This is a genomic window from Streptomyces blattellae (assembly GCF_009709555.1).
GTDB classification, from domain to species: Bacteria; Actinomycetota; Actinomycetes; order Streptomycetales; family Streptomycetaceae; genus Streptomyces; species Streptomyces blattellae.
In genome coordinates, this window is sequence record NZ_WJBG01000189.1 from 1 (window position 1) to 12,109 (window position 12,109).

The 12,109-nt window shown below is 72.2% G+C and carries 10 protein-coding genes and 1 pseudogene; 4 read left to right on the forward strand and 7 right to left on the reverse strand.

What is annotated here, in order from left to right; all coding sequences use genetic code 11:
* On the reverse strand, positions 1–1,088 hold a 1,088-nt coding region (locus GFH49_RS24870), incomplete at its 3' end, for an AI-2E family transporter (RefSeq protein WP_155058306.1).
* A 60-nt stretch (positions 1,089–1,148) separates the two neighbouring features.
* On the reverse strand, positions 1,149–1,343 hold the full coding sequence (locus tag GFH49_RS24875; RefSeq protein ID WP_155058307.1) for a DUF3046 domain-containing protein: 195 nt from the start codon (positions 1,341–1,343) through the stop codon (positions 1,149–1,151).
* A gap of 80 nt (positions 1,344–1,423) precedes the next feature.
* Here GFH49_RS24875 and GFH49_RS24880 point away from each other — a divergent pair, with 80 nt between their 5' ends.
* A complete protein-coding gene (locus tag GFH49_RS24880) occupies positions 1,424–2,368 on the forward strand; it encodes a hypothetical protein (RefSeq protein ID WP_155058308.1) in 945 nt (314 codons plus the stop codon).
* Between the two features lie 6 nt (positions 2,369–2,374).
* Here the strand turns inward: GFH49_RS24880 and GFH49_RS24885 are convergent, their stop codons facing one another.
* The 3 genes and pseudogenes from GFH49_RS24885 to GFH49_RS24895 all read right to left on the reverse strand — a co-directional run.
* Positions 2,375–2,683: an AzlD domain-containing protein gene (locus tag GFH49_RS24885; protein WP_155058309.1), complete on the reverse strand. Its 309-nt coding sequence runs from the start codon at positions 2,681–2,683 to the stop codon at positions 2,375–2,377.
* Positions 2,680–3,426, reverse strand: coding sequence for an AzlC family ABC transporter permease (locus tag GFH49_RS24890; RefSeq protein WP_155058310.1), 747 nt, complete (start codon positions 3,424–3,426; stop codon positions 2,680–2,682). The genes GFH49_RS24885 and GFH49_RS24890 overlap by 4 nt, the downstream gene beginning before the upstream one ends.
* A gap of 29 nt (positions 3,427–3,455) precedes the next feature.
* Positions 3,456–4,289, reverse strand: a pseudogene (locus GFH49_RS24895) (helix-turn-helix transcriptional regulator); the annotation flags it as partial.
* Between the two features lie 94 nt (positions 4,290–4,383).
* On the opposite strand from GFH49_RS24895, the gene GFH49_RS24900 reads away from it, so the two are divergent.
* From GFH49_RS24900 to GFH49_RS24910, 3 genes are all read left to right on the forward strand, one after another.
* Entirely contained in the window at positions 4,384–9,417 is a 5,034-nt protein-coding gene (locus GFH49_RS24900; RefSeq protein ID WP_155058312.1) for an ATP-dependent helicase, read from the forward strand.
* Between the two features lie 106 nt (positions 9,418–9,523).
* Complete coding sequence (locus GFH49_RS24905) at positions 9,524–10,363, forward strand: Fpg/Nei family DNA glycosylase (protein ID WP_155058313.1); 840 nt, start codon at positions 9,524–9,526, stop codon at positions 10,361–10,363.
* Positions 10,364–10,441: 78 nt separating this feature from the next.
* Complete coding sequence (locus tag GFH49_RS24910) at positions 10,442–11,206, forward strand: SDR family NAD(P)-dependent oxidoreductase (RefSeq protein WP_155058314.1); 765 nt, start codon at positions 10,442–10,444, stop codon at positions 11,204–11,206.
* On the opposite strand, the gene GFH49_RS40355 is transcribed toward GFH49_RS24910, so the two are convergent.
* Both GFH49_RS40355 and GFH49_RS24920 read right to left on the reverse strand, forming a co-directional pair.
* The gene (locus GFH49_RS40355) at positions 11,154–11,465 is read right to left on the reverse strand and encodes a hypothetical protein (protein WP_155058315.1); all 312 of its coding nucleotides are present in this window, start codon (positions 11,463–11,465) and stop codon (positions 11,154–11,156) included. The genes GFH49_RS24910 and GFH49_RS40355 overlap by 53 nt on opposite strands.
* Before the next feature lie 168 nt (positions 11,466–11,633).
* A complete protein-coding gene (locus GFH49_RS24920) occupies positions 11,634–12,104 on the reverse strand; it encodes a Dps family protein (RefSeq protein WP_155058316.1) in 471 nt (156 codons plus the stop codon).
* Between the last annotated feature and the right edge of the window lie 5 nt (positions 12,105–12,109).

Below are 12,109 nucleotides of genomic sequence, written 5' to 3' on the forward strand. Positions count from 1 at the left end.
GTGGCGACCGCCGGGATGGCGATGAGCGCGCCGACGGCGCCGAGGAGGGCGGTGCCCGCGATGACGGAGCCGAAGGCGACCGCGGGGTGGATGTCGACGGTCCTGGCGGTCAGCTTGGGCTGCAGCACATAGTTCTCGAACTGCTGGTAGATCACGACGAAGATCAGCACCCACAGCGCGTACAAGGGATCGACGGTGAAGGCGATCAGCATCGGCAGGGCGCCCGCGAGGTAGGTGCCGACGGTGGGGATGAACTGCGAGACCAGGCCCACCCAGACGGCGAGCACGGGCGCGTAGGGAACACCCAGCCCTTGCAGAAGCACGTAGTGCGCCAGGCCGGAGGCGAGCGCCATCAGGCCGCGTGAGTAGATGTAGCCGCCGGTCTTGTTGACGGCGATCTCCCATGCGCGCAGTACCTCGGCCTGCCGGGCGGCCGGCAGTACGGAGCAGAGCGCGCGGCGCAGTCGGGGGCCGTCCGCGGCGAAGTAGAACGCGAACAGGGTGATCGTCAGCAGCTGGAAGAGCCCGCCGAGGACCTGGGCGGACACGTCGAGGACGCCGGTGGCGCCGTTCTGGACGTAGTCGCGCAGCCAGTCGGAGTTGAGCAGGTCCTCCTGGACCTCCACCCGCTCCAGATCGGTGTTGAAGCGGGCGTTGACCCAGTTGATGACGGAGTCGAGGTACGCAGGGAAGTCCTCGACGATCTTGACGATCTGCTCGGCGAGCACCGAACCGAGCAGCGTGACGAACCCCGCGGCCGCGATCGTCACGGTGAAGAAGACGAGGAAGATGGCCACTCCCCTGCGCATCCCGCGCGCGGCCATCCAGCTCACCGCGGGCTCGATGGCCAGGGCCAGGAAGAACGCGATGAGGATGTTGATCAGCAGGCCGGTGAGTTCGTGGAACGCCCAGCTGCCCAGCTGGAACACGGCGATGAGGGCGAGCGCGAGCACCATGGCGCGCGGCAGCCAGCGCGGCATGCGGGCGTTCGCCCCGGCGGCGCCGTCGGCCGGGGGCCGGGTGGGCGGCGTCGTGCCGAGCGGCGATGCCTGCGGGGTGACCTGGTCGGTGTCGTCAGTGCGTGCCACGGTGCAAGTCTCACCCACGACACCGACAATCGGCCCTCGTCCTGCGATCTCCGTGACCTGTCAGCGCTTGTCCTGTGGCACGTTCATGACCATGCACACCACGCGCCATACATCCTTGGCCTCCCAGCCGGCGTCCAGCGCCGCGTACACCGTGCGCCCGCCGAGCTCCGCCATCACATGGTCGCGCGCGAACGTATCGGCGTATCCCTGACCGAAGTGGTCAGCCATCCGCTGCCAGAAGACCGTCAACCGCATGCGTCCAGTATCCCGCCCCTGAGAGTGGGCCTCGGCCGGGAGCCCTCGCCGAGACCGTGTTCCGCCCTACGGTCTGTCGCATGGCCGAATCCGGAGCTTCCCCACTCCCCCCGACGCCCCCGGCGCACTCCCCGCTCTTCCGCGCCGAGCAGTTCGTCTGGCTCACCGCGCGCGTACTGGAACAGCGCCTGTTCGCCCACCACTTCCTGCACGGCAGCCCCGACCCGGTGGAGACCGCGCTCGACGCCTACCGCAACGAGGACGGCGGGTACGGCCATGCGCTGGAACCCGATCTGCGCGGCCCCGTCAGCCAGCCCCTGCACACCGGTCACGCCCTGCGGGTGCTGGACTCCATCGGTCGCTGCGGCGGGCAGCGGGTGGAGCGGGTGTGCCGTTATCTGACGTCGGTCTCCACTCCGGACGGCGCACTGCCGTCGGTCCATCCCAGCCAGCGCGGCTACCCCACCGCTCCCTTCGTGCCGGTCGTCGACGACCCGCCCAGCGAACTCCTGGCCACCGGGCCAGTGGTCGGCCTGCTGCACCGCAACGAGGTGTGGCATGCCTGGCTGTTCCGGGCGACGGACTTCTGCTGGCACGCGGTCGGGTCCCTGAGGCAGTCCCATCCGTACGAGATCGAGGCGGCCGTTGCCTTCCTGGACTCCGTGCCCGACCGCCCGCGCGCGGAGGCGGCCGCAGACCGTCTCGGCCGCCTGGTGCGCGAGCACCGGCTCGCGGCACTGGACCCGGACCACCTCGACGCCTTCCCGGTCGCGCCCGGCTACGCCCCGGGCGAGCACCACTTCCCCTACGACTACGCCAAAACCCCGGGTTCTCTCGCGCGCGCGTGGTTCACGGACGAGGAGATGGAGCGCTCCCTGGACCACCTGGCGAGCCGGCAGCAGGAGGACGGCGGCTGGCCGATCACCTGGCGCCAGTGGGCACCGGGCACGGCGCTGGAGGCACGCCCCATGGTGACGATCGAGGCGCTGCGCACCCTCAGGGCGTACGGCCGGACCATCGGCTGAGCCCGGTCACCCGCCCACGGCACGCACCCCGGCCGTCACCACCACGGCCGCCGCGACGACCAGCAGGAACGGAGCACGAAGCACCAGGGCGACGGCGGCGGCTGCGAGACCTGCGGCCCTGGCATCCAGCACCAGGGCACGGCCGTCGGCGAAGGTCTGCTGGGCCGTGAGGGCGGCGAGGAGGGCGACGGGCAGCAGGGCGGCCAGGCGCCTGACGAGCGGCCTCTCCAGGGCACCCGAGGGCACGAGCAGCCCCACGAGCTTGGCGACGTAGCACCCGGCGACAGTCGCGGTGATCGCGATCCAGATGCTCAACGGGCTTCCTCTTCGGCCTCGTCGCGCGCGATACCCCTGCGCCGCCCCTCCAGGAAGAGCACCACCGGTGCCGCGAGCGCGGCCGCCAGGACCGGCACTCCGGCGGGCAGGACGGGCAGCAGACCAAGCCCCAGCAGGACGGCGAGGGCGGCGACGGCCCGCTCGGTGGTGGACACCAGCATCGGCGCGAACAACGCCAGGAAGACGGCGGGCCCTGCCGCGTCGAGGCCCCACGCGTCCGTGTCGCCGATGGCCTCGGCCCCCAGTGCGCCGAGGAGCGTGGTGAGGTTCCACAGCGCGTACAGGGTCAGTCCGGTGACGGCGAAACCGATACGGGCGCCGCGTCGCGTCGGCTGCGCGAGCGCCACAGCCGCCGTCTCGTCGATGACCCACTGGGCGGCGAACGGTCGCACCGCGCGCGGGAGGGCCAGCAACTGCGACAGCCGCAGCCCGTAGAAGGCGTTGCGCACGCCCAGGAAGAAGGCACCGGCGGCCGCCGTGAGCGGGTTGCCGCCCGCCGCCAGCGCCCCCACCAGCGCGAACTGGGACGCGCCGGTGAACACCAGAAGGCTCAGCGCGCAGGTCTGCAGGAGCGTGAGCCCGCTCCCGGCCGAGGTCACCCCGAAGGCGAACCCGGACAGTCCTACGGCGACACCGACTCCGAGGGCGTCCCGGACGACGGCGGCATCGGCCCTGTCTTCTGCTCCGGCGTGTATGTCCGGGAGAGCTGTCGGTTCTGCCACGCCTCGGACGGTAGGCGCAACCGCTGCTATGCGTCTTGTACGTTCTTGCGCTCGCGCCGGTACGCTCCCGGAGGCACCCCCACGATTCGGGTGAAGTGGCGGTTGAGGTGGGGCTGATCGGTGAATCCCACCTGGGCGGCCGCCTCGGCGGGCGTCGAACCCGCGTCCAGCAGACGTCTTGCCTGCCGCACGCGCGCGTCGGTCAGCCAGGCATGCGGCGGCATCCCATAGGCGTCCCGGAAGGCCCGGAGCAGGGCGAAGGGACTGGTTCCGAACTCGGCCGCCAGCCGCTCCAGGGGCGGCGGCTCGGCCATCCGCTCCTCCAATACGGCACGCGCGCGTGCCGCTATCCGCGCACCAGCCGTCCGTGGTGCCCGCCGTGGCAGCGGCCCGCCGTTCAGCCTGAGCAACCGGGTCACCGCGACCCGGAGCAGGGTGTCGGCGGCCAGCGCGTTGCCCTCGTCGGCGGCTCGGAGCACCCGATGCACCAGGCTCACGGTGTACGGATCGTCGACCACGGGGCTGACGAAGCCGGATGTACCGCGGATCGTCGTGGTCTCCGCGGCGATCTCGGCCACGACCTCAGGCGAAGGGTAGACGGCGCCGTACCGCCATCCCTCGGGGACTCCCGCGCGGCCCGTGTGCGCGGTGTCCGGGTTGACCAGCGCGAGCGCGCCGGGGCCCGCGTACTCGTCGACGCCGCGGTGCTGGAACACCTCCACGCCCTCGGCGATCGCGGCGATGACGAAGTTCTCGTGCGTGTGCCGCACGAAGGTCTTGTGGATGTACCGGGCCCGCAGCAGATCGACACCGGGCAGCTCCGCGTACCGCCAGTGCCGCGCCCGCTCACCCGAACCCGCCATGCCCCCATTCTCACCACGACCCCCGCACACACCGCCGCCGAATATATCGTCGCAGGTCAGAGCGATTGTCAGTGGCCGGGTGCAGGATGGACGCATGGTCAGCTCCGCACATCGAGCCCTGGACGGCTTCTCCCCCGCGACCCGCGGCTGGTTCACGGGGGCCTTCTCCGCGCCCACCGCGGCACAGGCGGGCGCGTGGCAGGCCATCGGGGAGGGCTCGGACGTGCTGGTGGTGGCCCCCACCGGCTCCGGAAAGACCCTGGCCGCCTTCCTGGCCGCCCTCGACCAGTTGGCCTCGACACCCCCGCCGGCCGACCCGAAGAAGCGCTGTCGTGTCCTCTATGTGTCCCCGCTGAAGGCCCTGGCGGTCGACGTCGAGCGCAACCTCCGCAGCCCTCTGACCGGCATCCGCCAGGAATCCGTGCGCCTCGGCCTGCCCGAGCCGGAGGTGAAGGTGGGGATCCGCTCCGGCGACACCCCGGCCGCCGAGCGCCGCGCCCTGTCCACCCGCCCCCCTGACATCCTGATCACCACTCCGGAGTCCCTGTTCCTGATGCTGACGTCGGCCACGCGCGATGCGCTGACCGGCATCGAGACGGTGATCCTGGACGAGGTGCACGCGGTGGCCGGCACCAAGCGCGGCGCCCACCTCGCACTCTCCCTGGAGCGGCTCGACGAACTGCTCCCGAAGCCCGCCCGCCGTATCGGCCTCTCCGCCACCGTCCGCCCGGTCGACGAGGTCGCCCGCTATCTCTCCCCCCGCCGCAAGGTGGAGATCGTCCAGCCCAAGTCCGGCAAGGAGTTCGACCTCTCGGTCGTCGTTCCGGTCGAGGATCTGGGTGAACTGGGCGGCTCCCCGGTGGCCGACGGCACCGAAGGGGCGGAACGCCCGTCGATCTGGCCGCATGTGGAGGAGCGCATCACCGACCTGGTGCAGGCCCACCGTTCGACGATCGTGTTCGCCAACTCCCGCCGCCTCGCGGAGCGGCTGTGCAACCGGCTCAATGAGATCGCCTATGAGCGGGCCACCGGCGAGCCTTTGGACGAGCACCACGCCCCCGCCGAACTCATGGGCGGCTCGGGAGCCGCCCAGGGCGCCCCGCCCGTCATCGCCCGCGCCCACCACGGCTCGGTCTCCAAGGAGCAGCGGGCCCTCGTGGAAGAGGACCTCAAGGCAGGACGGCTCCCGGCCGTGGTCGCCACCTCCAGTCTCGAACTCGGCATCGACATGGGTGCCGTCGACCTCGTCGTCCAGGTCGAGTCCCCGCCGTCCGTCGCGTCCGGCCTGCAGCGCGTGGGCCGCGCGGGCCATCAGGTGGGCGCGGTCTCCACCGGCGTGGTCTTCCCGAAGTACCGCGGTGACCTCGTCCAGGCGGCCGTGGTCACCGAGCGGATGCGCACCGGCTCGATCGAGTCCCTGAAGGTGCCGGCCAACCCCCTGGACGTCCTCGCCCAGCAGCTCGTCGCCATGACGGCGATGGACACCTGGCAGCTCGACGACCTCCTCGCCACGGTCCGCCGGTCCGCACCGTTCGCCTCGCTCCCGGAGTCGGCGTTCACGGCCGTGCTCGACATGCTCGCGGGCCGCTATCCGTCCGACGCCTTCGCGGAGCTGCGCCCGCGCGTGGTGTGGGACCGCGTGGCCGGGACCATCACCGGCCGCCCAGGCGCCCAACGCCTCGCCGTCACTTCGGGGGGCACGATTCCCGACCGGGGCCTCTTCGGAGTGTTCCTCGCCGGAGCCGACCCCAAGAAGGGTGGCGGCCGGGTCGGCGAACTCGACGAGGAGATGGTCTACGAATCCCGCGTCGGGGACGTCTTCACGCTCGGCACCAGCTCCTGGCGCATCGAGGACATCACCCGTGACCGCGTCCTGGTCTCCCCCGCCCCGGGTGTACCGGGCCGCCTCCCCTTCTGGAAGGGCGACCAGCTGGGCCGCCCGCTCGAACTGGGCCGCGCGGTCGGCGCGTTCCTGCGTGAGGTCGGCTCCCTGCCCAAGGACGACGCCCGACTCCGCCTGCTCGCCGCGGGCCTGGACGCCTGGGCCGCGGACAACGTCCTGTCCTACCTGGACGAACAGCGCGAGGCCTGCGGCCATGTCCCGGACGACCGCACGATCGTCGTGGAGCGGTTCCGCGACGAACTCGGCGACTGGCGGGTCGTCGTCCACTCCCCCTTCGGCGCCCAGGTGCACGCCCCCTGGGCCCTGGCTCTCGGCGCCAAGCTCTCCGAGCGGTACGGCATGGACGCACAGGTCATGCACGCCGACGACGGCATCGTGCTGCGTCTGCCCGACGCCGACCTCATGGGCCTCGACCTGCTCGACCAGGAGCCCATGAAGGCGGGCACGGAATACGACGCCGAACAGGCCCCGGTCGGCGCGGCGGACGTGGTCTTCGACAAGGGCGAGGTCGACCAGGTCGTCACCGACCAGGTGGGCGGCTCGGCGCTGTTCGCGTCCCGTTTCCGCGAGTGCGCCGCCCGCGCGCTGCTGCTGCCGCGCCGCAACCCCGGCAAGCGCACCCCTCTGTGGCAGCAGCGCCAGCGCGCCGCCCAACTGCTCCAGGTGGCCAGCGAGTTCGGCTCGTTCCCGATCGTCCTGGAAGCAGTCCGCGAGTGCCTGCAGGACGTCTTCGACGTCCCCGGACTCGTCGAGCTGATGGGCGACCTGGAGTCCCGCAAGGTCCGCCTGGTCGAAGTCACCACGCCCGAGCCCTCCCCGTTCGCCCGCTCCCTCCTCTTCGGCTACGTCGCCCAGTTCCTGTACGAGGGCGACTCACCCCTGGCCGAGCGCCGGGCCGCCGCCCTGTCGCTGGACTCGCGCCTGCTGGCCGAGCTGCTCGGCCAGGCGGAGCTGCGCGAGTTGCTCGACGCCGAGGTCCTGGCCGAGTTGGAGAAGGAACTCCAGTGGCTCACCGAGGACCGCCGCGTCAAGGACGCCGAAGGCGTCGCCGATCTGCTGCGCCTGCTCGGCCCGCTGACGGACGCCGAGTTGGCCGAGCGGGGCGCCGAACCGCAGTGGGCTGAGGAGCTGGCCGGCGCCCGCCGCGCCATCCGGGTCCGGATCGCCGGCACCGACCACTGTGCGGCGATCGAGGACGCGGGCCGCCTGCGTGACGCTCTGGGCACGGCGCTGCCGGTCGGCGTCCCCGAGGCCTTCACCGAGCCGGTCAAGGACCCGCTCGGCGACCTCCTCGCGCGGTATGCCCGCACCCACGGCCCCTTCACGTCGGCCACCGCGGCGGCCCGCTTCGGTCTGGGCGTGGCGGTCACCGAGGGCGCGTTGCAGCGACTTGCGGCGAGCGGCCGTGTCGTACAAGGAGAGTTCCACCCCGCGGGCATCGGCCAGGAGTGGTGCGACGCGGCGGTCCTGCGCCGCCTCCGGCGCCGTTCGCTGGCCGCCCTGCGGCATGAACTGGAGCCGGTGCCGCCACCCGCGCTGGCCCAGTTCCTGCCCCAGTGGCAGCACATCGGCAAGGGCCACGGGGTGCGCGGCATCGACGGACTGGTGCGTGCCGTGGAGCAGTTGCAGGGCGCGTCCGTACCGGCATCGGCACTGGAGAAGCTCGTCCTGCCGTCCCGCGTGGCGAACTACACGCCCGCGTTGCTCGACGAACTCACGGCCGCCGGAGAGATCGTCTGGGCCGGTGCGGGCGCGCTCCCCGGCAAGGACGGCTGGGTGTCCCTCTACCTCGCGGACACGGCCCCACTGCTCCTGCCGCCCCCGCACCCCCTGGAACTGACCGCGCTCCACCAGGCCGTCCTGGACGCCCTCTCCGGGGGCTACGGCCTGTTCTTCCGCCAGATCGCCGACCAGGTCCGGGCCACCGCCCACCCCGACGCCACGGACCCCCAACTGGCCGACGCCGTCTGGGATCTGGCCTGGTCGGGCAGCCTGACGAACGACACCCTCACCCCGATGCGCTCCCTTCTGGGCTCGGGCCGCACCGCCGGCTCCACGGCCCACCGCGCCAAGCGCACGGTCCCGCGCGGGCGCTACGGCTCGCTGACCGCCGCCGCCCGCCCCGCCTCCCGCACCGGCCCGCCAACCGTCGCAGGCCGCTGGTCCCTGCTGCCGGAGCGCGAGCCCGACACCACCGTCCGCGCCCACGCTCTGGCTCGCACCCTCCTCGACCGGCACGGCGTGGTGACCCGGGGAGCCGTCTCCGCCGAAGGCGTCGAAGGCGGCTTCTCGGCGATGTACCGCATCCTGTCCGCCTTCGAGGAGAGCGGCCAGGCAAGGCGCGGCTACGTGGTGGAGGGCCTCGGCGCCGCCCAGTTCGCGATGGACGGCGCGGTCGACCGCCTCCGCGCGGTGGCGTCCGCCCTAGAACGGGGAGAGACCCTGCCGCCCCAGCCCCAGCCCCAGCCCCAGTCGTACGACGCCTCCGACGGCTTCCCGCCCGGTGCCTTCGAGTCTCTGGACAACTTCACGCCAACGACCTTCGATGCGCCCGATCGCTCCACGCCAACGACCTTCGACGCGCCCGATCGCTCCACGCCAACGACCTTCGACGCGCCCGATCGCTCCACGCCACCAAGCTTCGAGGAAACCGACGGCTCCACTCCCGCCCACGGCTTCGAAACCCCCGGCTCCGAAGACGGCTTCGGCACGCCCCGCTCCGCCGCGTCCAGCCCCCACTCCCCACGCTCCCCACGCTCCCGCGACGAGTACGCATCGCCGCGCGACTTCCCCCCACCCCATACCACCCCGCACCGCACCCGTCCCACCCCCGACTCCCGAGCCGTCGTCCTCGCCGCCGCCGACCCCGCGAACGTGTACGGCGCCGCGCTCCCCTGGCCCGAACCTCCGACCGGTGCCGGGCACAAGCCGGGTCGCAAGGCAGGCTCCCTCGTAGTCCTCGTCGACGGCGAACTGACGCTCTACATGGAGCGCGGCGGCAAGACGCTCCTGGCCTGGCCCTCCACCCCGGACAGCGGGCCCACGGACGACCCACGCCTGCGCGAGGCCGCGGAAGCGCTCGCCACGGCCGCCCGCGCGGGCTCCCTCGGCACGGTCACGGTGGAACGTGTCAACGGCGCCTCGGCCCTGACTTCCCCCATCGGCAGCCTCCTGGAAGGATCCGGTTTCATCGCTACTCCCAGGGGCCTCAGACTGCGGGCCTGACCCACCCGCACGGGCACGGCAGCAACGCACCACGACGGCAGCCGTCGTCGGAGCACTACGGCAAAACCTGTCAAGGAAGACGCCTCCGAAGGAGAAACGGACCCACATGCCCGAAGGAGACACCGTCTGGCAAGCCGCGCGGCGCCTGCACGGCGCGCTCGCGGGCCATGTGCTGACCCGGAGCGAGCTCCGGGTCCCCAAGTACGCCACCGTCGACCTCACCGGCCGCACCGTCCTGGAGGTCGCTCCCCGCGGCAAGCACCTGCTCGCCCGCATCGAAGGCGGCCTGACCCTCCACTCGCACCTGCGGATGGACGGCTCCTGGAAGGTGTTCGACGCGGGCCAACGCTGGACCGGCGGCCCCGCCCACCAGATCCGCGCCATCCTCGGCGCAGCCGACCACACAGCCGTCGGCTACCGCCTCCCCGTCCTGGACCTACTCCGCACGACCGACGAGCACCGCACCGTGGGCCACCTCGGCCCCGACCTCCTGGGCCCGGACTGGGACCCCGACCGCGCCCTGGTCAACCTCCTCGCGGACCCCGCCCGCCCCCTCGGCGAGGCCCTGGTCGACCAGCGCAATCTGGCCGGTATCGGCAACGTCTACAAGAGCGAACTCTGCTTCCTGCTAGGGGCCACCCCCTGGCTCCCCGTCGGCGCCCTCCCCACCGAACGCGCCGTACAACTGCCCGCCCTCGCCAAGAGGCTTCTGGAGGCCAACCGCGACCGCCCCGCCCGCACCACCACGGGCCACCGCGGCCAGGACCTCTTCGTGTACGGCCGCGCACCCCGCCCCTGCCTCCGCTGCCACAGCCCGATCCGGGTGGCCGACCAGGGCGACGGACGCCGCGACCGTCCCACGTACTGGTGCCCGACCTGCCAGACGGGCCCCGCCCCGGCGCCCGGCACCTCTCGCAGGAGACGGAACCCAGCCCCGTACCACTGAACGAACCAGCCCCTGCGACGGAACCCGCCGCCGCCCAAACAATTGACGACCCGTCAGAAACCCTCGTACCGTCCCCTCATGCCCGTCAAGGCGTACGACCTCACCGGACGCACCACATTCGTCACCGGGGCCGCCAGCGGCATCGGCCGGGCCTCGGCGCTCCTGCTCGCGGAGGCGGGAGCGACCGTGCACTGCGCGGACCGCGACGCACAGGGCCTGCACGAGACGGCGACCCTGATCGAAGACACGGGTGGCACCGCCCACGCCCACGCCCTCGACGTCAGCGACCGCACCCAGCTCCAGCAGGCCGTCCGCTCCTGCGAGCATCTGCACGTCATGGCCGCGGTCGCCGGAATCATGCACAGCAGCCACGTCCTGGACACCAGGGACGAAGACCTCGACCGCGTGCTGAACGTCAACTTCAAAGGCGTGCTGTACGCCTGCCAGGAGGCCGCCCGGCTGATGCTCGCCCAGCAGACCAAGGGCAGCATCATCACCATGGCGTCGGGAGCCGTCGACACCGGCGGCCCCGGCCTGCTCTGCTACGGCGCCGCCAAGGCGGCCGTGGTCCAGCTGACGAAGACACTGGCGGCCGAGATCGGCCGGCACGGCATCCGTGTCAACGCGGTCGCTCCGGGCTGGATCCGCACGCCCATGACGGACCGCCACGACAGCGAGGCCCAGGCGCACACCGAGTCGCTGATGGCCCGGATGTCACCGCTGGGCCGCGTCGGCGAGCCGGCGGACGTCGCCCACGCGGTCCTGCATCTGGCATCGGACGCGTCGGCCTTCACGACGGGCCAGATCCTGCGTCCGAACGGCGGGGTGGCGATGCCCTGGTAGCGAGGGCCACCCGCCATGCCACGCGCCCGGCCTCCCGCCACCGCCCGGCCTGCACGGCGCCCGGCGCCCGCCCCTTCGGCACACAGTGCACCGGAAGCAGGCTCAGCCCCCATCCCCCGGCGGCGACGGCACCCTCCAGCACCCCGGCGTCGGGCGCCAGCGCGAGCCGCAGCGCGGCCCACCACCACAACACCCCGAGCCCGCACCACAACACCCCGAGCCCGAGGGCCACCCCCCAGCGCGCTATCGACCCCGTCATGGCACCACCTCCGGCCCGACGCTAGAGGGCTGCCTTCCCCGCCGGAAGGGCACACCCACGGCACACGGACGCAGCACAGGCCAATGCCGTCACAGCCAGCAGGAACAACCACCGTCAAGCCCGGCAGCCTCAAGCTCACGCCCAGCAGACCGCACCGGCACGACCACGTCACCCGTTCTCGGCCTGGAACATCCAATGATGCTTCTCCAGATCGGCGGTGATCCCGATGAAGATGTCCTGGCTGACCGGGTCCGGCTCGGCGGTCGCCCCGATCCGTTCCCGCATGCGGATGATCACCGCGCCCAGGGCGTCGACCAATGTGGCCACTGCATCGCCGTCCGTGACCCAGCCCTCGCGCACCGGACCGATACCGCTGCCGACCGCCACCGTCGCCGCGCGCCCGTCCGGCGGGACACCCAGCGCCGAGGCACGCTCCGCGACGGTGTCGGAGTGTGTCCGCGCCAAGGCCACGACCTCGTCGAGCTGCAGATGGACGGAGCGGAAGCGCGGCCCGACCACGTTCCAGTGGATCTGCTTGGCCACCAGGGCAAGGTCCACCAGGTCGACGAGGGCACCCTGCAGCGCCTCGGACACGGTCTTCAGATCCGCGTCGGACAGCGGGCTCTTGACGACGTACATCCGAA